Origin of the sequence: Sphingobium sp. B8D3A (assembly GCF_025961995.1) — a bacterium.
Classification (GTDB): domain Bacteria; phylum Pseudomonadota; class Alphaproteobacteria; order Sphingomonadales; family Sphingomonadaceae; genus Sphingobium.
Genome location: NZ_JAOQOS010000001.1, coordinates 1,892,116 through 1,913,458, shown reverse-complemented (window position 1 = coordinate 1,913,458; position 21,343 = coordinate 1,892,116). Strand labels below are relative to the sequence as shown.

22 protein-coding genes and 1 riboswitch are annotated in these 21,343 nt (G+C 64.7%); of the genes, 7 read left to right on the top strand and 15 right to left on the bottom strand.

The window, feature by feature from the left end; translation table 11 throughout:
• Positions 1-35: 35 nt before the first annotated feature.
• Both M2342_RS08790 and M2342_RS08785 read right to left on the bottom strand, forming a co-directional pair.
• On the bottom strand, positions 36-518 hold the full coding sequence (locus M2342_RS08790; protein ID WP_264578795.1) for an EF-hand domain-containing protein: 483 nt from the start codon (positions 516-518) through the stop codon (positions 36-38).
• Positions 519-539: 21 nt separating this feature from the next.
• Positions 540-1,211 (bottom strand): hypothetical protein, encoded by a 672-nt coding sequence (locus tag M2342_RS08785; RefSeq protein ID WP_264578794.1) that lies wholly within the window; start codon positions 1,209-1,211, stop codon positions 540-542.
• Positions 1,212-1,356: 145 nt separating this feature from the next.
• Between M2342_RS08785 and M2342_RS08780 the strand changes: the two genes are divergently transcribed.
• From M2342_RS08780 to M2342_RS08770, 3 genes are all read left to right on the top strand, one after another.
• Positions 1,357-3,552, top strand: a complete 2,196-nt coding sequence (locus M2342_RS08780; protein WP_264578793.1) for a TadE/TadG family type IV pilus assembly protein — start codon at positions 1,357-1,359, stop codon at positions 3,550-3,552.
• 1 nt (position 3,553) lies between these two features.
• Entirely contained in the window at positions 3,554-4,216 is a 663-nt protein-coding gene (locus tag M2342_RS08775) for a TadE/TadG family type IV pilus assembly protein (protein WP_264578792.1), read from the top strand.
• 95 nt (positions 4,217-4,311) lie between these two features.
• Positions 4,312-4,917 carry a TadE/TadG family type IV pilus assembly protein gene (locus tag M2342_RS08770; RefSeq protein WP_264570190.1) on the top strand — a complete coding sequence of 202 codons (606 nt, stop codon included), beginning with the start codon at positions 4,312-4,314 and terminating at the stop codon, positions 4,915-4,917.
• A 15-nt stretch (positions 4,918-4,932) separates the two neighbouring features.
• On the opposite strand, the gene M2342_RS08765 is transcribed toward M2342_RS08770, so the two are convergent.
• From M2342_RS08765 to M2342_RS08720, 10 genes are all read right to left on the bottom strand, one after another.
• Positions 4,933-6,030, bottom strand: a complete 1,098-nt coding sequence (locus tag M2342_RS08765; RefSeq protein WP_319801089.1) for a Gfo/Idh/MocA family oxidoreductase — start codon at positions 6,028-6,030, stop codon at positions 4,933-4,935.
• A gap of 26 nt (positions 6,031-6,056) precedes the next feature.
• Positions 6,057-7,199, bottom strand: a complete 1,143-nt coding sequence (gene folP / locus M2342_RS08760) for a dihydropteroate synthase (protein WP_264580020.1) — start codon at positions 7,197-7,199, stop codon at positions 6,057-6,059.
• 114 nt (positions 7,200-7,313) lie between these two features.
• On the bottom strand, positions 7,314-8,453 hold the full coding sequence (locus M2342_RS08755) for a site-specific DNA-methyltransferase (protein WP_319801088.1): 1,140 nt from the start codon (positions 8,451-8,453) through the stop codon (positions 7,314-7,316).
• Between the two features lie 238 nt (positions 8,454-8,691).
• Positions 8,692-9,261, bottom strand: coding sequence for a TMEM165/GDT1 family protein (locus M2342_RS08750; RefSeq protein WP_181559541.1), 570 nt, complete (start codon positions 9,259-9,261; stop codon positions 8,692-8,694).
• Positions 9,262-9,264: 3 nt separating this feature from the next.
• Positions 9,265-9,450: riboswitch (yybP-ykoY riboswitch) on the bottom strand.
• Between the two features lie 37 nt (positions 9,451-9,487).
• Positions 9,488-10,069: a ribonuclease HII gene (locus tag M2342_RS08745; protein WP_264578791.1), complete on the bottom strand. Its 582-nt coding sequence runs from the start codon at positions 10,067-10,069 to the stop codon at positions 9,488-9,490.
• Positions 10,066-11,187, bottom strand: coding sequence for a bifunctional hydroxymethylpyrimidine kinase/phosphomethylpyrimidine kinase (thiD, locus tag M2342_RS08740; protein ID WP_264578790.1), 1,122 nt, complete (start codon positions 11,185-11,187; stop codon positions 10,066-10,068). The genes M2342_RS08745 and thiD overlap by 4 nt, the downstream gene beginning before the upstream one ends.
• Positions 11,188-11,239: 52 nt before the next feature.
• Positions 11,240-11,563, bottom strand: coding sequence for a TraR/DksA family transcriptional regulator (locus M2342_RS08735; RefSeq protein ID WP_264578789.1), 324 nt, complete (start codon positions 11,561-11,563; stop codon positions 11,240-11,242).
• A gap of 90 nt (positions 11,564-11,653) precedes the next feature.
• The gene (locus tag M2342_RS08730; RefSeq protein WP_264578788.1) at positions 11,654-11,878 is read right to left on the bottom strand and encodes a DUF1272 domain-containing protein; all 225 of its coding nucleotides are present in this window, start codon (positions 11,876-11,878) and stop codon (positions 11,654-11,656) included.
• On the bottom strand, positions 11,871-13,223 hold the full coding sequence (gene glmM / locus M2342_RS08725; RefSeq protein WP_264578787.1) for a phosphoglucosamine mutase: 1,353 nt from the start codon (positions 13,221-13,223) through the stop codon (positions 11,871-11,873). Before glmM ends, M2342_RS08730 begins: the two co-directional genes overlap by 8 nt.
• Before the next feature lie 50 nt (positions 13,224-13,273).
• Complete coding sequence (locus tag M2342_RS08720) at positions 13,274-14,857, bottom strand: peptide MFS transporter (RefSeq protein WP_181559535.1); 1,584 nt, start codon at positions 14,855-14,857, stop codon at positions 13,274-13,276.
• A gap of 219 nt (positions 14,858-15,076) precedes the next feature.
• Between M2342_RS08720 and M2342_RS08715 the strand changes: the two genes are divergently transcribed.
• The 3 genes from M2342_RS08715 to M2342_RS08705 all read left to right on the top strand — a co-directional run bounded on the left by M2342_RS08715 (position 15,077) and on the right by M2342_RS08705 (position 16,546).
• Positions 15,077-15,655 carry a nitroreductase gene (locus M2342_RS08715; protein ID WP_264578786.1) on the top strand — a complete coding sequence of 193 codons (579 nt, stop codon included), beginning with the start codon at positions 15,077-15,079 and terminating at the stop codon, positions 15,653-15,655.
• Positions 15,656-15,713: 58 nt separating this feature from the next.
• Positions 15,714-16,070: a GntR family transcriptional regulator gene (locus M2342_RS08710; RefSeq protein ID WP_264578785.1), complete on the top strand. Its 357-nt coding sequence runs from the start codon at positions 15,714-15,716 to the stop codon at positions 16,068-16,070.
• A gap of 110 nt (positions 16,071-16,180) precedes the next feature.
• On the top strand, positions 16,181-16,546 hold the full coding sequence (locus tag M2342_RS08705) for a glycine zipper 2TM domain-containing protein (RefSeq protein WP_181559532.1): 366 nt from the start codon (positions 16,181-16,183) through the stop codon (positions 16,544-16,546).
• A 58-nt stretch (positions 16,547-16,604) separates the two neighbouring features.
• On the opposite strand, the gene prsR is transcribed toward M2342_RS08705, so the two are convergent.
• On the bottom strand, positions 16,605-17,969 hold the full coding sequence (gene prsR, locus M2342_RS08700; RefSeq protein ID WP_264578784.1) for a PEP-CTERM-box response regulator transcription factor: 1,365 nt from the start codon (positions 17,967-17,969) through the stop codon (positions 16,605-16,607).
• Positions 17,969-20,056, bottom strand: a complete 2,088-nt coding sequence (prsK, locus tag M2342_RS08695) for an XrtA/PEP-CTERM system histidine kinase PrsK (RefSeq protein WP_264578783.1) — start codon at positions 20,054-20,056, stop codon at positions 17,969-17,971. Before prsK ends, prsR begins: the two co-directional genes overlap by 1 nt.
• A gap of 246 nt (positions 20,057-20,302) precedes the next feature.
• On the opposite strand from prsK, the gene M2342_RS08690 reads away from it, so the two are divergent.
• Positions 20,303-20,683, top strand: coding sequence for a hypothetical protein (locus M2342_RS08690; protein WP_264578782.1), 381 nt, complete (start codon positions 20,303-20,305; stop codon positions 20,681-20,683).
• A gap of 40 nt (positions 20,684-20,723) precedes the next feature.
• Here M2342_RS08690 and M2342_RS08685 read toward each other — a convergent pair whose 3' ends face one another.
• Positions 20,724-21,257 (bottom strand): TPM domain-containing protein, encoded by a 534-nt coding sequence (locus M2342_RS08685; RefSeq protein ID WP_264578781.1) that lies wholly within the window; start codon positions 21,255-21,257, stop codon positions 20,724-20,726.
• Between the last annotated feature and the right edge of the window lie 86 nt (positions 21,258-21,343).

Below are 21,343 nucleotides of genomic sequence, written 5' to 3'. Positions count from 1 at the left end.
AAGGGGGCTACGGCCCCCTTCCCACCCCCGCTCGCTCAATCCTCTTCGCACTTGCAGACCGGCCCCGCGCGCGTCGCGCTGGGCCGGGGTGCAGTCGTCGCGAATTCGACCGGGACCAGCCGGCCATCGCGGTTTGCATCGGCGCCCGCAAAGCGGGTCGATGTCGCCACGGCCCACTCCTCGAACGAGAGGAGGTTGTTGCCGTCCTTATCCAGCTTGCGGAACGCGCTCGTTCGGCTTGCCATCATCTCCAGGCGCGTCACCACGCCATCGCGATTGCGATCATAGCGGTCGAAGCGCTTCTGCTCGCGCGTCCGCTCTGTGGCTTCCGGGACGTCGGGCGGCGGCGCCCCGCGTGCATTGGGATCGCCCGGCCCGGGCAAGGGCAGCGCTTCTGCGCGCAGGCCACCATTGGCGACGCGCGGCTGCATGTCCGCATCCACGGCGGACTGCCACCAGAACAGCCCCGCCGCGACGAACAGCAGCGCGGAAAGTACACCGGCAAAGAATCGCCCCATCGCAGGCCCCCCGCAGAGAGATTAACCGCGCAGGGCGGCGATCAGCAAGCGGCTGTACTGGCGGGGCGTGAAGCCGCGCGATGGCAACCGTGCGGCGCGAACATCCGGCATGGCGACAGCGGCGAGCAAACGCAGGGGGCGCGGCAGGCTGCGGGCTGATCGTGCATCCCGAGGCAGAAAATCCGAGGCAAGTGCGAGGCTCCGACGCGCAAGAGCCTCCTCGCTGGCGTGACCGGCCAGATCCCACGAAGCCCAGAGCGCGCCCAGCCGATTAGCCGCCTCGCTCTCTCCTCCAGCCAGCAGCGCAAACAGCCCACCGCCCCGAGCAAGCGCATAGTCCCGCAAATCCTCGTCGCTGAGCGGATCGGGCGAGGCAAGCACGCGCCATCCGTCGATCAGCCGTTCTGCCGCCGCGCTGGCGCCGGCGTCCGCTTGCTGGCGCCAAGCATCGACCAGAGGCTCGCCGCGCCCCTTGGCATCATCCCGTTCCACCAACACGGCATCCCACCAGGCAAGGCGAATGGCGGCGATGGTCGGATCGGCCCGTCGACGGATCAGCTCAGCCAGCCGGGCGTCCAATTGCCAGCACAGCGCATGCCATGAGCGCTCCCCCGCAGGCGTGTGCGCGAGCAACAGGCGCTGCAACGGGGCGTGCTCGTGATCGGCACCGAGCGCGGTAGGCGGCGCATTCACCAACGATCAACCAACCGAATTAGGCATTTGTCCACCACTTCTGAATAAGGCGAGGATCGGGCCGGTGGCGGTGCAATCGTTCGCCGGATGGGTGGCTTCAAGGGCAGTGAGGACAGGAATGCGCAACCGGGCAGGCGCAAGCTTCATGACCAGGCTTGGCCGCGACGTGCGCGGCAACGTCATCGCCATTTCGGCAGCGGCCCTCATTCCGCTGGCGGGGCTGATTGGCGGCGGCGTGGACATGAGCCGTCTCTACCTCACAAAGACGCGACTGCAACAGGCTTGTGACGCCGGCGTGCTGGCCGGTCGCCGCGCGATGGGATCGGGAAGCTGGACCGAAGAGGGCAGCACCAGCACCCGCAGCCGCGCGCTCGAACTGTTCAACGCCAATTTCACGGACGGCGCCTACGGCACGACCTTGCTCGACCACGATTTCTCGGAGGATGACGGCGAGGTCACCGGCTTTGCGGACGTCTCCGTGCCCATGACCATCATGCGCATCTTCGGCATCACCGAGCGGACCATGCACGTAACCTGCACCGCCAAGATGGAAATCCCGAATACCGACGTGATGTTCGTGTTGGACGTGACGGGATCGATGAATTGCCCGGCCGATGGCAGCTACTGCCCGGGCGGCAACAATAACAATAGCCCGGCAAGTAATGCCCGCCTTGTTGGGTTGAAGAGCGCCGTCAAATGCTTTTATGAAGCTCTGCTGCGGGTTAACACCACGGAGACCTGCGGCAACGACCCTGCAGCCACCACTTATGCCGGCACGGCGCAAATCCGCTTGGGGTTCATGCCCTATTCGGTAAACGTGAACGTCGGCAAGCTTCTGAACAATGACTGGATGGCTAGCACAGCGATCTACCAGTCGCGCGAGCCAAAAACTGAAACAGTTTACTCATGGCAAGCGGGCACCGAAACAATGACCCCGTGGACAAACTGGTCAGGTTCTCCGACGAATCTAAATAATGCCAGCACCTATTCCGGCTGGTCTAATATTACGAACAGCAACAACAACAGTTCAACTACTATTAACGGCACATCATACAGCAATCGGCGCACCGACAGGAACTCTTCAAACTGCTCCAACCTCAACTCGAACGGGACGGTACTTACTTACACGGATACTGGCAGCCTACAGGACCCCACCGACGTAGCTCCGGTGTATCCGGAAGATCCACAAGTTCGGACCCATCGGCAGGACGACAACCATGTCGTCGTCGCATACAAATACTCATGGTCAAACAGCAGTTGCCGTCTTCAGAGCAGCAACGCGCGCACATACACGCGCTCAAAGACGGCGACTGGCACACGCTCCATCACTTGGACTACACACCGGCAACGCGTAACCGGCTGGACATATAAACAAATGTCGTTCGACGTTTCCGCTTTGAAAGCTGGTGGTACAAACTGGAATAATAGCGTCGCACTGCCGGTAGCGACATCGACCGTTCCAGCGGTCAAACTATCCGGCTCCAACGCGGACACGACGCTCTATATTGCCGCGAATGCCGAGGTCACTTGGGATGGGTGTATTGAGGAGCGCAAGACCGTTCTAAACAGCGACGGCGATGCGAGCGATGAATGGAATTCCATTCCGACTGGCGCGCGCGATATGAACATCGATGCGGTGCCCGATCCCTCCAACCCGGACACGCAGTGGAAACCTATGCTGCCTGGTGTAGTCTGGGCGCGCTACACGGGTACCAATTATAACTACAATTGGACCGTAGATCCTCCTGTAGTGACTTCGGATCCGAATCCTTATCATCCCCGCAAGGACCGATTCAGTTATTATTGCTCGACCGAAGCGAAGAAGCTCCAGACCTGGTACACACCAGGGGGATTTGAAACCTATGTCAACTCCTTGCGCGCCATCGGCAACACGTACCACGACATAGGGATGATCTGGGGCGCCCGGTTCATTTCGCCGACCGGTATCTTTGCTGACGAAAACAGAGAGACCCCCACTGGCGGCGCCATCCAGCGGCACATTATCTTCATGACCGACGGCGCCACGATGACAGACAACACAAATTATACGGCCTATGGCATTCCCTGGTGGGACCGGCGCCAGACCACCTATGCGCCCAACGACACGCAGCTCACCAACATCCTCAACAGCAGGCTCGTCGCACTGTGCACCGCGATCCGCAACCGCAACATCACATTGTGGGTGGTCTCCTATGGCGGCGGTGTCGACACCGAGACTGAAGCGCGCCTGGAGAATTGCGCGACGCCCGGCAAATATTTCAAAGCCGACGATACGCCAACGCTGATCAGCAATTTCAAGCAGATCGCATCTGAAATCGCCGATCTGAGGCTGACCAACTGAGATGAGGCGCGCGCCTCACCTCTTCGGCCCACGCGCCCTGCCTGTCCTGCGTCAGTTCGCGCAGGCGCAGGAGGGCGTGACGATCATCGAGTTCGCGCTCATTCTGCCGGGCTTCCTCATCATGCTGCTGGGCGCTCTGGATGTTGGGCACACGCTCTACATGCAGAGCGTGGTGCAGGGCGCCGTGCAGAAGGCCGCGCGGGACGGCACGCTGGAGACATCCGCCGGCACCAACGCGACCTCGCGCGATGCGATCGATGCCGTCGTGGAAAGCCAGATCAAGCAGCTGCATAATGACGCGGAGGTTTCGGTCCAGCGGCGCTTTTATCGCAGCTTCTCGCAAGCCGCCGCTGCCCAGGCCGAGCCGTTTACGGACAGTGCCAGCGGCCCCAACAAGAATGGCGTTTGCGACGGCGGCGAGCCGTTTGTAGACAACAATAACAACGGCGTTTGGGATGCCGACGGTGGCAATGCCATCAACGCCGCGGGCGCGCGCGACAATGTCGTGTTCACCGTGACGGTCTCTTATCCGCGCCTGTTCCCGATCGACAGACTCATCGGCGGGCATGGGATCACGCATGTCGTGGCCAGGACCGTCCTCTCCAACCAGCCCTATGGCGACCAGGGCACCGATGGCACGCCAACTGTGCGGTATTGCTCATGAGTGCGGTGAGGCTCCTCAAGCGCAAAGGCGCGCTCTGCGGTGTTCGGCTTGGGAACGTCGCGCATCTAGGGCACGCCCAGAGCGGTGTAGCCGCCGTGGAATTCGCACTCACGGCTCCGGTGATCCTTGGGATGTTCCTCGCCGGCGCGGAACTCACCAATTTTGCGATCACGCGGATGCAGGTGAGCCAGATCGCCCTGCATGTCGCCGATAATGCCTCCCGCATCGGCACCAACAGCCTGCTCACCGCGCCGCAGATCAGCGAAGCGCAGATCAACGATCTGCTGATCGGCGCCAATATGCAGTCCGGCGCGCTCGATCTTGCTACCAATGGGCGGATCATCATCTCGAGCCTGGAGCCGGTCGCCAATCCCAATCCCGAACCCAAAAAATTCCACATTCACTGGCAGCGTTGCTTCGGCGCCAAAAGCTGGGCTTCGACCCATGGCGTGCAGGGCGACACCGATCTGCCGGCGATGGGCGAAACCGGCAAGCAGGTGACGGCGCCCGATGGCGGCGCGGTCATCTTTGTTGAAGTGGCCTATGATTATACGCCGCTCATTTCGGCGAGCATCGTGCCGACGACCGTCATTGTGGACACTGCCGCCATGACTGTGCGCGACGACCGCGACTATAATGGCAATGGCGGCACGGGCGTCTACAATAATGAAGGCGTCACCGCCTCGACCTGCAGCAGCTGAGGCGATAGCGCGGGTCTAGAGCGCCAGATCCACCCACCCACTTTGGGCCCGAGAGGCGGCAACGGCTGTCTCGATAAACGCCATGCCGCGCAACCCCTCCTGCACGCCGGGGAGCGAAGGCGCCGCGTTGCCCTGAAGAACCGCCGCGAAATCGCGATAGAGGGTGGCGAAGGCCGCCATATAGCCGTCAGCATGGTGGACGCCGGGCGGGCAGGCGATCGTGGGCTCGTGCTCTTCGAACGAGAGCCGAAGGCTGGCACCGTCGATCGGATGCAGCGCGAGAGCATGGGGATCATCGAGCGTCCAGACCAGACTGGCGGCCTCCCCATCGCAGCGCAGGCGCAGCCGGTTGCCCTCCCCCGCCTCGATCTGCGAGGCCATTATGGTCCCGCGTGCACCATTGTCGAACCGCAGGAGCACGACGCAGTCGTCGTCCAGCGTGCGCCCCGGGACGACGCTGCCAAGGTCGGCCATGATCCGGCTTACGTGCAGGCCGGAGACGAACTCGGCGAGATGGAAGGCGTGGACGCCGATGTCCGCAATGCAGCCGCCCGCGCCGGAGCGCACGGGGTCTACACGCCAGGCGGCCTGCGCATGGCCGGCTGCGCTCGCCAGCCAGCCCTGCGCATAGGCTGCGCTGACCTTGCGGATCGCGCCCAGCTCTCCCGCGGCCACCATCGCGCGGGCGGCGCGCACGGCGGCAAAGCCACCATAAGGATAGCTGACCGCAAAGGGGCGGCCCGTCTCGTTCACAAGCGCGGCAAGCCTGCGGGCTTCATCGAGCCGCGCGGTCATGGGCTTGTCGCTCATCACGGCAAGGCCAGCCTCAAGAACGGCCACGGCAGCCGGGTAATGGAGATAATTGGGCGTGACGATGGTCGCGAAATCGGCGCCATCCACCCGGTCCCGCTCGCCCGCTAGCAGGGCGGGGACATCGGCATAGGCGCGGGCGGGATCGATGCCATAAGCAAGGCCCGCCTGCCGGGATCGCGCCGGGTCCGATGAAAACACGCCCGCAACCAGCCTGATCTGTCCGGTCGCCTCCGCCGCAATGCGGTGGGTCTGGCCGATGGACAGGAGCCCGCCTCCGCCAATCATGGCCATGTTCAACATGACAGGCGCCTCCGCTTCCCCAGCGATCAGGCAGCAACCAAGGCGGCGTCGCGCAAGCCGCGCCACACGCGAGCAGCCTGCACGCTTTCCTGCACATCATGCACCCGCACGATCTGCGCGCCCTGCCCGATCGCGACCTGCGCCAGGGCGACCGAGCCGCCGAGCCGCTCCTCGACCGGCGCCCCGTCCGTCAGCGCGCCGACAATGCGCTTGCGGCTGGCCCCGAACAGCAGCGGCACGCCCAGCGCCTGATACATGGCCAGATTGTTGATGATCCGCGTGTCATCCTGCAACGCCTTGCCGAAGCCGACACCGGGATCGAGGATGATCTTGCTCCGCGCAATACCGGCATCGAGGCAGGCTGCGATCCGCGCCTCCAGCCAGTCGAACACGGCCATGTCCACCGTCGGGCCGGCAACGGCGCCGGCCTTGTACTTGACCGCGCCGCCGTGCGGATCGTCGCCGGCGGACGGGCTGTGCATCAGGATGACGGGGCACCCCGCCTTCGCTACCACCTCCAGCCCGCGCGGATCGTGGGTGAGGCCAGTCACATCATTGACGATGCCGGCGCCGGCCGCGAGCGCGGCCTCCATCACCGCCGCCTTGCGCGTATCGATGGAGACCACGATGCCGCTCTTCGCCAGTCGCTCGATCACCGGCACGGTCCGGGCGATCTCGTCGCCCTCCCACACGGTAGCCGCGCCCGGCCGGGTGGACTCGCCGCCGACGTCGATGATCGAGGCGCCGGCCAGTTGCATGGCAAAGCCCGCATCGGCGGCGCGCTCGGCATCGCCGATGAGCTTGCCGCCATCCGAGAAACTGTCCGGCGTCATGTTGAGGATGCCCATGACCTGCGGCGTATCGAAGCGAATGACGCGCTCGCCCAGCGTCAGGGGTGCGCGCGGCGCCGTCAGCCCCTCCATTTGCGCTGCGACCCGCTCAGCCTGCGCATCGCTCAGGCGGCTTTGCCAGTCCTCGAACATGGCAACGGGGACGATGGCCTTGCCGGCAGCGCCTTCCGCACCCGCCCAACGGACCTCGAGGCCCTGGAACCAGATCAATCCACCGGCGAGCCTGCGGAATTCATGCGTCTCCAGCCCGACAGGCGTGTCGATGAACCAGATCGGGCGCAGATAGAGGCGGGCGTCCGGCGGCGGGGTTTCCATCATCATCGGGCGATATCCTTGTGCATCCCGCGCGCCTTAGCTTGCCCGACAGAAAAGCGGAAGCAGGAGCCCGGACCCGCGGTGGGAGCGCGCCGTCCGGGCCCCAACGACGATGCCTTATGGCTCCGTCGCGAGCAGGTAAAGCTGGCGCATGGCATCGAGCGGCTTCACGGCGCCTTCGTGCTCGATCTGCCAGAAGGTCCAGCCATTGCAGCTTGGCGCGCCCTGCAGCGTGGCGCCCATCTTGTGGATCGAGCCGGTCTGGCCCTTGCACTCCAGCGAGCCATCGGCGCGGACATGCGCCTTGAAGCGCCCCTTGCTGGCGGTGAGCACAGTGCCGGGTGCGATCATGCCGGTCTCGACCAGCGTGCCGAACGCCACGCGCGGCTGGCTCTTGGGGGATTGCATGATGGTCAGCGCGCTCTCATCCAGCGGGAGCGCTGCAGCAATACGCTCCCGCGCGACCTCGCAATAACTGTCTTCCCGCTCGATGCCGATCCAGCGGCGCCCCAGGCGGCGGGCCACGGCGCCGGTTGTGCCGGTGCCGAAGAAGGGATCGAGCACCACATCGCCCTTGTTGGTGCAGGAGAGCAGCACGCGGTACAACAGCGCCTCCGGCTTTTGGGTGGGATGCGCCTTGGTGCCGCCGCGCTTGAGGCGTTCCTGCCCGGCGCAGATCGGCAGCACCCAGTCCGAGCGCATCTGCAGCTCGTCATTCAACGTCTTCATGGCGCGATAATTGAAGGTATATTTCGCCTTTTCGCCCTGGCTCGCCCAGATCATTGTCTCATGGGCATTAGTGAAGCGCGTGCCCTTGAAATTGGGCATGGGGTTGGCCTTGCGCCACACGATATCGTTGAGGATCCAGAAGCCGTGATCCTGCATCAGCGCGCCGACGCGGAAGATATTGTGATAGCTGCCGATCACCCAGATCGTGCCATCGGGTTTGAGGATGCGACGCGCTTCGGCCAGCCACTCGCGGCAGAAGGCATCATAAGCGGCATAGCTGTCGAACTGATCCCAGGCGTCATCGACCGCATCGACGCGCCCGCCCTCGGGGCGGAACAGATCGCCGCCGAGCTGGAGATTATATGGCGGATCAGCGAAGATCATGTCCACGCTTGCCGTCGGCAGTGTGCGCATGATGGCGATGCAGTCGCCCTGCAGCAGCGTGTCGAGCGGCAGCACGGGCGGCGTGTTGGCCGGCAGGACCTTTGCGCGCACCGGTCGCTTCGTCAGTTTTTCCATCACGCTCATGTCGTCTCACCCCCGTTTGTGCGCCCGGTGTGAGTCACGACGAGTCCACCGTCAAGAGCGGTAACGGACTGGAGTCACGCGAAGAATCCGGCGCGGAAATGAGAACGAAACGAGTCCCACACGAGGGATGGAGTCCTGCGATTCAGGCAGGACTCAACATGTTGTGGTGTTGCGCCGAAGACTCAGGACCGCGACGGGCGGAAAAATATTTTAACCGAGCCTCCGGCGCTATCGATTTTCAGAGGCTACCCGGCCCCTGGATCAGCAACCACAGGCCGATGACCGCGAACAGGCTGGCCGCCACGATGCGCACCACCTTGAGCGGCACGCGGCGGAGCAGTTCGTGCCCGAGGAACACTGCCGGGACATTGGCGATCAGCATGCCCAGGGTTGTGCCCATCGTCACCAGACCGACCTGATGGAACTGGGCGCCAAGCGCGACGGTCGCGATCTGCGTCTTGTCGCCCATCTCCACCAGGAAGAAGGCGATCGTGGTGGTGACGAACGCGCCGAAGCGGGCCGGCTTGTCCTCCAGATCATCGATCTTGTCGGGGATCAGCGTCCAGATCGCCATGGCGAGGAAGCCGGCCGCGACCAGATAGTGGAACCAGTTTTGCTGAAAGATGGACGCCACGCTTGCGCCGAGCAGGGCTGCCAGAAAGTGGTTGGCCAGCGTCGCCGCGAGAATGCCGAGGATGATCGGCACCGGCTTCTTGAACCGGGTGGCGAGCAGGATGGCCAGCAACTGCGTCTTGTCGCCGATTTCGGCGAGCGCGACGACGGCGGTGGAGGTGAACAGGGCTTCCATGAAAAATCCTCAGCCGGGCAACAAGACAAACAATGACACCGCGCCTCCCGCCCGGCCTGGACGGAAGCTCGATGTCATTGGTCTCGCCGGAATGCTTGGATTCCCTGCCGCCACGGCCTCTCGACCGAGTATGTTGACGGGCAGGCCTGCCGGAAACCGGCAGCTGGCTACTCCCCAGATGACCCCAGCGCCTTAGGCCTTCGGCCGTCTCCCGTCAACGGGCGCCCTACAGAAAGGCCAGCTGCGCGACTGGCGCGAAGCTGCGGCGGTGAAGCGGGCTTGGGCCATGCTGGCGCAGCGCGGCGAGATGATCGGCGGTGCCGTACCCCTTGTTCCGCTCCCAGCCATAATGCGGATGATCGCGCGCGGCTTCCCGCATCAGCGCGTCGCGATGTTCCTTGGCGATGATCGACGCGGCGGAAATGGAGGGCTCCAATGCATCCCCTCCGACGATTGCCCGCGCCGACCAGCGCCACTCGGGGCGCCGGCCATGCGGCGTGAGATTGCCGTCCACCAGCACCTCGCGCGGATCGCATCCCAGGCGGGCGCACAGCCCCTCGACCGCGAGCGTCATCGCCAGCATCGTCGCGCCAAAGATGTTGAGCCGGTCGATCTCGGCGACGTCCACCACGCCGACCGCCCAGTGGCAGCGGCGCTTGATCGTCGCTTCCAGACCCGCGCGCTTGGCGGCGCTCAGCTTCTTGCTGTCATCCAGGCCGGACGGGCGCGGTTTGCAGAGAACGACCGCCGCCGCGACCACCGGCCCGGCCAGCGGCCCACGCCCGGCCTCGTCGACACCCGCGATCATCCCTCGACCCGCCAGGGCGGATAGCGCCGGTTCTCGCCCGCCGAATAAAGGCAAACGCGGTTACCGGCCGGATCGACCAGCCAGGCCTCGCGCCAGCCCCATGCCTGATCCACCGGCTCATTATCGAAGACGAGGCCCGCCGAGATCAACGCCGTCACCCGGGCATCGAGATCATCGCATTCCAGATAGACGCCATGCTGCTGGCCATGAAGGGATAGGGTCGCGCCGCCCGGCGCCTCGAACCGGGCATAGGGCTGGTCCGGGCTGTCCACGATCAGGGTGAGGCCCAGATCCTCGTAGAAATCGCGCGAGGCGGCATAATCACTGACCGGCACGGAAATCTGATTGAGGCGGCCGCTCGGTCCCATATCGAGCCGCACCGCGCCATGCGCCATCGGACCATGCCCGCGACCGAGGCCGGGCGCAGTGCGCAGAGCCAGCCGCACGAACAGCCGCGCCCGGGCAATCGCCTCCGGCAGATCGAGCCCCTGCCCCAGCCCGGTCGCGATGGCGCTGGCCAGGGTGCAGCCCGTGCCATGGGTATCCTCGGTATGGATGCGTGCCCCTTCCCAACGGGCGATTTCGCCTTCCGAACCGACAAGCCGGTCGGTGATGATCTCGCCGGGCGCGTGGCCGCCTTTGATGAGCAGCATCTCGCCCCGCGCAGTCAGGTCCGCCTCGCCGCCAAGCGCCTCCAGTTCGGGGAGATTCGGCGTCGTGACGAACGCCCAGCCCATCAGCTCGTGCAGGCTCTCGATGGTGGCGGCGTCCGCGAGCACGCCGCCGCTCGTCGCGACCATCACCGGATCGAGCACCACCGGCGCGCCGATGCTCTCAAGTCGGTCGGCGACCGCCAGCGCCGTCTCCGCGGAGCCGATCATGCCGATCTTCACGGCGTCCACGCCGATGTCGCTGACCACGCTGTCGATCTGCGCCAGCACCATCTCCGTCGGCACGGGATGCACGGCCTGCACGCCCAGCGTATTTTGCGCGGTGATCGCGGTGATCGCGGTCATGGCGTGGCCGCCGAGCATGGTGACGGTCTTGATGTCCGCCTGGATGCCGGCGCCGCCGCCGGAGTCCGAGCCGGCGATGATCAGGATTCGAGGATAGCTCATGAGGCGCTTTTGCCCCTTGCCGGCGCGGAAGTCGAGCCGCTGGCGCTGCGCCTCACTGTTCCTTGCGGGCGCAGACGATGCACAGCGATGCCTCGGGCCGGGCCGCCAGACGCGCCGGCGCGATGGGCTCGCCGCACAGCACGCAGGCGCCGTAAGCGCCGGCCTCGATCCGCGCGAGTGCACGATTGACCGAGCCGATCTCGCACGCCACCAGTGCAGATTGCTGCTCCAGCGCGCGATCATCCTGCACTTCGCTTGCCTGTTCGGCTGAATCGGCATTCAGCGGTTCATCGAGATCGACTGCAAGCCGCTTTTGCCGGGCTTTCAGATCATCGCGCATGGCCAGAAGCCGTGCCTTTGCGTCCATCATGTCCATGGTCACACCTCTCCGTCCGACTGCTCGATGCCAGTCTAGGGAATGATGCGCGCCAATCCATGCGCCAGATCAAATGGGTCGCGGGGGCGCTCAGCCCTTGAAGCGGCGCTCCGTCGAAGCAGGGTTTCGCTTGAGCGCGTCGCCAGTCCGGCTGGGCCGGTCCAGCAACTCGCCCCGGCAATTGGGGCAGCGATCATCCATGTCCTCGGCGCACTCGGCGCAGAAGGTGCATTCGAACGAGCAGATGAAGGCGCCGCCGGCATCGGCGGGGAGATCGGCGCCGCAGCGCTCGCAATCCGGGCGCATCTCAAGCATGGGCGGCCGCCGCGCTTGCCACGGCATCGCAGATGCGGTTCACCACACGCACGACCTGATCGCCATCGTCCCCTTCGGCCATCACGCGGATCACCGGCTCGGTGCCGGACGGCCGAATGACGAGACGCCCCACCCCTTCAAGCTCCGCTTCCGCCTGGGCGATCACGGCCTGGACGCTCTGCGCCTCAAGCGGCTTACCGCCGGCGAAACGGACATTCTTGAGCAATTGCGGGACCGGCTCGAACTGGCGCAGCAGGGCGCTGGCCGGCTTGCCGCTCTGCACGAGCGCGGCGAGTACCTGGAGCGCGGCAATGGTGCCGTCGCCCGTCGTCGCATAATCGGAGAGGATCATGTGGCCGGACTGCTCGCCGCCGACATTGCAGCCACGCGCCTTCATCTCCTCCAGCACATAACGGTCACCGACCTTGGTGCGGATGAGGGGAATGCCCTCGCTAGCGAGCTTTCGCTCCAGCCCCAGGTTGGACATGACCGTGGCGACGACCCCTTCGCCCTTGAGCATGCCCTGCCGCGCCCAGCTCGTGCCGATCAGCGCCATGATCTGGTCGCCATCCACGATGGTGCCAGTCTCATCCACCACGATCAGGCGGTCGGCATCGCCATCGAGCGCGATGCCGATATCGGCGCCAGATGCCACGACCGTCTCCTGCAGCAGCAGCGGCGCGGTCGAGCCGCAGCCATCGTTGATGTTGGTGCCGTTGGGCGTCACGCCGATCTGGACTAGCTCAGCACCCAGCTCCCAGAAGGTGTAGGGCGCGGTGTTGTAGGCGGCGCCATTGGCACAATCGAGCGCGACCTTGAGCCCATCGAGCCGCAGATGCTGCGGGAAGGTCGATTTGACGAAGTGGATGTAGCGCCCCCGCCCATCCTCGACCCGCCGCGCGCGCCCGATGCCTTCGGACGGAGCCAGCGGTATCTCGCCGCCCTCGATCAGCGCCTCGATCTTCAGTTCATCGGCGTCGGAGAGCTTGTATCCATCCGGCCCGAACAGCTTGATGCCATTGTCATAATAAGGATTGTGGCTGGCGGAGATCATCACGCCGAGATCGGCGCGCATCGATGCGGCCAGCATCGCCACGGCGGGGGTCGGGATCGGGCCGAATTGCACCACGTCCATGCCGACACTGGTAAAGCCCGCGACCAGCGCATTCTCGATCATATAGCCGGAAAGGCGCGTATCTTTGCCGATCACCACGCGGTGGCGATGGCTGCCGCGCATGAAGTGGCGGCCGGCGGCCATGCCCACTCGCATGGCCATTTCGGCCGTCATCGTGGACTGGTTGGTGCGGCCCCGGATGCCATCCGTGCCGAAGAAGCGTCTGGTCATCGCCGGTGCTTAGCGGATCGGGGGCCGGCAGCGCCAGCCCCCTTGAAGGCTCACCGCACAGGCGCCGTCTGGTCCCGCAGGCCTTCCTCCGGGCGGTCATCGACCGGTTCATCCTCTTCCTTCAGCGTGTCGAGATGCATCAGGCGCTTTACCAGCGGAGAGACCGCCAGCACCGCGACGGCGATGCCGATCGTCCACCAGCCGATGGTGTTGTAGACCGAGAGCGTCGCTTCCTTGGTCATCTCGCCATCATGACCGCCGGTCGCCTCGCCGATCTTGCCGGCGACGAAATTGCCGACCGCCGACATGTAGAACCAGGCGCCCATGATGAGGCTGGCGAGATGCTTGGGCGCCAGCCGGTTCATGGCGGAGAGGCCGACAGGCGAGAGGCACAGTTCGCCGGTGGTCTGGAACAGGTAGACCAGGAACACGAACAGCACCGGCGTCAGCGCCGCCATGCCCGCGGACTGGGCGCCCCACACGAAGATCAAGAAGGAGAAGCCGACCTGTGCCAGCGCCAGACCGAATTTGGCCGGTGCGGACGGTTCCCAGCCGCGCTTGCCCAGCCACAGCCACAGCCAGGCGAAGACTGGCCCGAGCAGCACGATGTAGATGGGGTTGAGCGACTGGAAGAAGGTGGTCTGGAAACCGCCACGGTCGACATAGCGATCCGTGTACAGATTGAGGCTGCCGCCCGCCTGCTCGAACAGGCCCCAGAAGACTGGGTTGAGGGCGACGAGGAAAACGATCGCGAAGATGCGATCGCGGGCATCGGGTTGCAGCTTCATCGCGGCGTAGAGCACATAGCCGAGCAGGGCGACGCCCGCGACGATAAGCAGCGTCTCGATGATATCCTGATACTGGACGAGGAACCAGATCACGCCGATGGAAGCGACACCGATAGCGTAGAGCAGCCATTCGGTCCGCAGGGTGAGCGGCTTGGGCGGCTCCCCCTTGCCCATGAGGAACGGCTTGCCGATGACGAACACCGCCGCGCCCAGCAACATGCCAACGCCCGCCGCGCCGAAGCCGTATTTCCAGCCGTAGGTCTCGCCGAGCCAGCCGGCCATGATGGTGCCGATGGCCGCGCCCACATTCACGCCGACATAGAAAATCGTGTAGGCGCCGTCGCGGCGGGGATCGGTGAGCCCGTAAAGCTGGCCGACGATCACCGAGATATTGGCCTTGAGGAAGCCCGAGCCAACGACGATGCAGCTCAGCGCCAGCCAGAAGATGTTGATCGTGGGATCATCCTGTCCGCCCGAGCCTTCAAATGCCATCAGGCAGTGGCCAGCGGTGAGGATCAGCGCGCCGAACAGCACGGCCTTGCGCTGGCCGAGATAGCGGTCGGCGAGATAGCCGCCCAGCACCGGGGTGACGTAGACGAGGCTGGTATAGGCCCCGTAGACGAGGTTCGCCTGTCCATCGCTGAACAGCCAATGCTTGGTGAGGTAGAAAATCAGCAGGGCGCGCATGCCATAATAGGAAAAGCGCTCCCACATCTCGGCAAAGAACAGAATGTAGAGGCCCTTGGGATGGCCGATAAACTCCTGCTTCTTGCTCACAAGCCCAACCGCGCCGCCGGCAAGAAGCACGACGAGTGCGATGAGGGCGATGGCTGGAATGGTCGCCATAAAGTCTCCTGGTCCGGGCAACGGCGAGACGCCGGCCGCGACAATATGCCCACGAGACTTAGAGAGTCTGACATTTGAGAAAAGCGCTTTTTTCTGCCGGCCTCGATGGGAGCCGCTCCATCGGCCCTGCCGTAGCGAAAACCGCCGCTACCGCACCGACATTGCGATCAATTCGCAAAGGCGCTTGGCGGATCGACCGGATTTGTCTAGCGATGCGGCATGTTCAACGACCGCTCTTCCATCCCCGCCTATCTCGCATCCCGCCGATCCGGCAAACCGCGCGATCTCGCGGCGCCCGGCCCCTCGCTCGATGAGCAGCGCGAAATGGTACGGATCGCGACGCGGACCCCCGATCATGGCAAGCTGGCCCCCTGGCGGTTCGTGATCGTGCCCGACAACCAGCGCGCGGCGCTGGCCGCCCTGCTCGAGCGCGCCTACCTCGCCGAGAAGCCCGAGGCTGGCCGGCTGGAAATCGAGGCGATGCACCAGTTCGCGCATCAGGCGCCGGCGCTGATCATTGTCCTGTCCTCGCCCAAGCCTTCCAAGATTCCGGTGTGGGAACAGGAGCTCTCCGTCGGTGCGGCGATAATGAATCTGCTGCATGCCGCCCATGCCATGGGTTTTGCGGGAGGCTGGCTGACCGGCTGGCCGTCCTATAACGAGGCCGTGCGCGATGCGTTCGGCACCAGCGAGGAGCGGATCGCTGGCTTCGTGTTCATCGGCACGCCCTCGCGGGATCTGGACGAGCGCCCCCGGCCGGAGCTGGACGACGTGTTGTCGATCTGGTCGGGCGGCTGACCGCACGCTTTCTGGCCGGCGCCTTGACCGATCCACTGTATTATGTCACTGATGCAGCATGATCGATGAGAGCCGGCCCGTTTATCTGCGCCTGCGCGACGAAATTGCCGCCGCCATTCTGGATGGACGCTTTGCAGATGGGGATGTCTTGCCATCCGTGCGGGCCTTTGCGGCCCAGCAGGGCGCCAATCCGCTGACCGTCGCCAAAGCCTATCAGAGCTTTCAGGATGAAGGGCTGGTGCAGGTCCGCCGGGGTGTCGGCATGTTTGTCGCACCGGGCGCATCGCGTCGCCTGCGGGCGATGGAGCGCGAACGCTTCTTCAGCGCGGTCTGGCCAGGTGTCTCCGAGCAGATGCATCGCATTGGAATCACGCTGGAAGAGCTTGTCGAGCGGGATCGCGTGACCACCGGCTGACCACGGCCCATCGCTCCAGCCCATCGACCTATCGCGTCTGATCCCTCGTTCATCTTCCGTTGCGATTGGCCTCGCCAGACTTGTCGCATCAGGTTAAACGGAGACAAGACATGATCAAGACCGCCCTTGCTACCCTCGCCGCTGTCGGCGTGATGATGAGCGCAGCCCCTGCGGAAGCCCATAAGAGCAAGCATCGGCACGGGCACGGCGCCAGCCGTATGTATGACGACCGCGGCTATTATCGCGAGCCCCGCCCGATCACCCGCGACACGCGCACATGGCGCGGCGACGATGGCCGCTATTATTGCAAGCGCGCCAACGGCACGACGGGCCTGATCATCGGCGCAGCCGGTGGCGCACTGCTCGGCCGGACCATCGATACGCGCGGCGACCGCACGCTCGGCACCGTGCTTGGAGCGGCCGGTGGCGCCTTGCTCGGTCGGGAAATCGAGCGCAGCGGCGCGCGCTGCCGCTGATCGGCGATTGAGTTTGGACGCGCCGGAGTGGCCACAATGTCGCTCCGGCACGGGCCGCTCAACTCTGAAGATTATAGCTTTTCATGAGATCGTAGAGCGTCGGCCGGCTCACTCCCAGCATTCGTGCCGCGCCTGAGATATTGCCCTCGGACCGGGCGATCGCCCGCCGGATCGCCGCCTGATCGGCCGCCTCGCGGACCGCGCGCAGATTCACCACCGGGCCATCCTCGCCGGCTGCTCCATCCAGATCAAGATCGCCTGCGGTGACCATCTTGCCCTCGGCCAGGATGACCGCGCGTTTGACGCGGTTTTCCAGCTCCCGCACATTGCCTGGCCAATGCCAGGCATCAATGGCGGCGATGGCATCGCCTGCCAGGCCGCGCACCTGTGCATTCAGTTCCGGGGCGAAGCGGGCGACGAAGTGGCGCGCGAGCAGCACGGCATCGCCGGTTCGCTCCGCCAGAGCGGGGATGCGCACGATGATCTCCGCCAGACGATAATAGAGATCCTCGCGGAAGCGGCTCTGGGCGATCATCTCCTCTAGATTCTGGTGGGTCGCGCAGACGATCCGGCAATCGACCGCGATCTGCTGGCGTCCGCCGATCCGCTCGATGGTCCGCTCCTGCAAGAAGCGCAGCAGCTTCACCTGCAGGGCCAGCGGAATGTCGCCCACTTCATCGAGGAACAGCGTACCGCCCTGCGCCTGCTCGATCTTGCCGGGCGTGGTTTTGACTGCACCGGTGAATGCACCCTTCTCGTGCCCGAACAGTTCGCTTTCCAGCAGCGTCTCAGGGATCGCCGCGCAGTTGATCGCGACGAACGGCCCGGCGGCGCGGTCGCTCTTTTCGTGCCGGCCGCGCGCGAGCAACTCCTTGCCAGTGCCGCTGGCGCCAAGCAGCATCACGGACACGCTGGCGCTCGCCACCCGTTCGATCATGCGCGCGACCTTGAGCATTTCGGGCGATGCCGTGATCATATGCCCGAGCACCCGCGCATCGGCGGGGACCGCCTCGGCAAGCCGCCGGTTCTCCTGCTCCAGCGTGTGGACGTGAAAGGCGCGCGCGACGATGTGCCCCAGCGAGTCGATGTCGAGCGGCTTCTGGTAGAAATCCCACGCCCCCTGCCCGATCGCACGCCGGGCACTGGCGCGGTCGCCCTGACCGGACGCTACGATCACCTTTGTCGCCGGGGCTTCGGCGAGGATCTGCGCCAGCGCGGCCATGCCTTCGGTGATTCCATCCGGGTCCGGCGGCAACCCCAGATCGAGCGTGACCACGGGCGGCGCTTCTGCGCGCAGGATGTCCATCGCCTCCTCCCGGTCGCCGGCGATCAGGATGTGATAACCGTCATAGGACCAGCGCAACTGGCGCTGCAGACCTGGATCATCTTCGACGATCAGCAATTTCGGGCGACTATCCCCCATCACATCGCACTCCGCATCGGCATGTCTGTTGCGTTCTCACTTGGGCTGGTAACTGGCAGCCGGATCGTGAACTGGCTGCCTTCTCCCTCGACACTCTGGACGAGCAGCCGGCCGCCCATCGCCTCGACCAGCGCGCGCGTCTCATGTGCGCCAAGGCCAAATCCATTGGCTTTGGTGGAGCTGAAGGGGCGGAACAGACGGTCGCGCATGAAGGCGGCGCTCATCCCCCTGCCCCGATCGATAACGTGAAGATCCAGCGTGGCATCGCCCTGCTCCACGACGATCCGCACCAAGGCACCATCCGCGCTGGCTTCGATGGCATTGCGCACGAGATGAGTGAGCGCGCGCTGCAGATTGTCCGCGTCGACGATCACCTGCTGGTCGAGCGCACCCTCCACGACGACATTGCGCGTGCCGCCGGCCCAGGCGCGGGCGAGATCGCCGAGCCATGGCCCCAGCAGCAGCTCCTCGCGCTCGGACGGGCGCGCCTGCCCGCCGCGCCCAAGGCGCTGGATGAGGTCGTTCATCCGCGATGAAGTTTCTTCCAGCGTCAGGATCATATCCTCCCGGAACGCCGGATTGTCTGCGTGGCGGCGGGCGTTGCCGGCCAGCAGCGTCATCTGGCTCACGAGATTCTTGAGATCGTGCAGGATGAAGGCGAAGCGGCGGTTGAACTCTTCGAACCGCTGCGCTTCGGCCAAAGCCTCGCGATGGCGCTCCTCCGCGACGCGAGCGGCAGCTTCACCGCAGACGACGCGCAGAACGTCAAAATCCTCCCAGTCGAGCGCGCGAGAACGTGGCGGTGCGGCCAGCAGCATCACGCCGATGATCTCATCGCGGCAGATGAGCGGCGCAAGTGCCCAAGCGATACGGCTCTCCAGCATCGAGGCGGGGAGAAGGTCGCCCAGATCATGCCCCTCACGCGCGATGTCGAGGATCTTTCCGGCCGGAACCATCCGGTCGGTGACGGCGAGTGGCAGGGTCAGCGGCGGGGCGCTAGCCTCTGGCCACGCATAGGCGCAGACGCGGACCAGATGCTCATCCTGCCTCAGATACAGCGCACCGGCAGGCGCATCGACCGCCTGGGTAATCGCCCGCGCGATCCGGCAATCGAGGCTGGTGTCATCCGTGTCTCCGCCATCCATCGTGGCGGAGAAGCGGAGCCAGAGGCTGCGATAGTCATATCGATGCGCGAACACATGCTTGGAGATTTCGCCCCGCAGCCAGGAGCGCATGGATGCCGACGGCAGAAAGGCCAGGACCGCGACGGCAAGGGTGAACAGGAGCGCGAACTGGACGATGCGCGCCATGGGAGCGCTCATGCCGCTCAGCAAGCCGACCAGCAGCAGGATGACGCAGATATAGAACAGCGCGAGGCCTGCAGAGACGAGCCGGGTCTTCAGTGTGCGCGAGAGCGCGAAGGCGCGCGTGCCGTCGCTGCGCAGGCCCAATGCGAGCATGATCGCCAGCACCGCCATCACGAACCCGCGCATCGGCGCGAGCGGGGTCATGCTCCCTTCGGCGAACCAGACCAGCAGATAATGGTTGAAATCATAGGCCCACATGCAGGCCAGCGCGGCGGCCAGCCAGCCCTCGCGGCGGGCCGATTCCGGGTCACCGCGCCCGGTATTCCAGCGAAACAGGAGGAGCAGCGCGCCCAGAGCGAAGGCAGCGCGCAACATCCAGGTCATTTCGAAATAAACGAGAATGCGGCGATCAAACCGAATGCCTTCGCCCATCTGCAGATCGAAAATCAGCTGAACAGCGAGCACAAGCGCCAGAGCCAGCACCACGACCTTGGGGCCGGCCCGCCCGCCCGGTCGCCAGACCCGCGAAAGGCTGGCCAGTGCCGCCAGCCAGGCCGCGTTGCGCATGGTCTCGGTGACTCCATCGCTCAATTGGCCGAGCGGGCTGAAGCCGACAAAGGCGTGCCGCAGCGACCATAGCGCCGTCAGCGCCAGCGCGACGATGACGAACTGCGGCGCGGCAATCCGGTGGGGCTGCCGCGAAATCAGGATCGCGAGCGTGGCGAACAGGATCGCCGCGAGCGCGTGACCCAGATGGCCGGCAATCAGCCAGACAGCCATGTGCATCCCCCCCCCGGGCTAAGCGACTGCGCGGCCGTGAAGATCACGCCGCCCACGCCGCAGCGCCGCCATCCCGCTTTACAGGTCAGTGTAAGATGATCCGACACCCGTCCGACTTATGGTCAAATAGCAAAAATATGCTGAACGTCGCAGACTGCCCGTGCGCGATGCCGATTTTTACCGGATGCTAAGCCTGTTTGCTTATCATGCCCACGTCCGCGAAGACCGGACGAGCCGGAGCCATTCATGCCCAACCGCATCTATCTGCTGATCGCCCTCGCCTTCGTCATCGGTGGCCCGATGCTTGTGATGGGCATCAGCAATGTCCTCCCTTCGGACCCGGCGGCAGAGATTGCAGCAAACGGCGGGCAGGCCCCAGAACCGTCGGTGGAACAGGCGCAGTCCGAACCGGTCGCGGAGGCACCGCCCCCGCCGGTGGTAGAACAGGCGCCCGGATCGACCGATCCCCTCTTCGATGCCAACCCGACGCTGGATGTGGAGTCCGCCCGCGTCTCGCTTCCCGAGCCGGTCGCCGAGGATGTCCCCGCACCGCCGCCCCCGGCCCACGCGGAAAACTTCTCGCCGCAGTCCGGGTTTGGCGGCGACGACGGCAAACCACATTATTGAGGCGCGCGTGATCTTGACAGACGAGCGTAAGGCCGGCTGCTCAGCGCGACGCTGTCAAAGTGTCCATTAAGGCGCTCACACCGGCGTCAATCCCGATGCTCATCTGCCCCGCTCGGAAGCGCGGCAATATCCGTTCGGCGATGATCTTTTTGCAAAGTGAGTTGGGCAACGCTTGTTCCAACCCATAGCCAACCGCGATTCGCACCTGCCGCTCGTGAGGCGCGACAAGAAGAACCACGCCGTCATTATAATCCTTGCGGCCGATCCCCCATGCATTGGCAAGGTCACGGGTGAAATCTGAAACATCCCGCCCGCCTAGAGATTTGACGGTCACCACAACCATTTGGTGACGGGTGGTCTCTTCAAACCGCGCCAGACGCTTGGAAAGTGCCGCTTCTTGCTTGTCTGGAATGATGTTGGCGAAGTCATTGACGCGGCCGATAGGTGCGACTTCCGCCTGCGTCTGGGCGGCGTGAGACGGCGCATCGGTCGTGGACTGGTCATCTGGCGGCGCGTTAGAGCAAGCCGCAGTGAACATGATCAGCAGGGGGAGGAGGAGCTTCTTGATCAGCATTTCGATGTCTGACCTAAAGGTCCGCATTTTGCTGTTTCGGACCAACGTATATCGAACCGAAAAGCATAAGCCACGCCCTCAGCAAA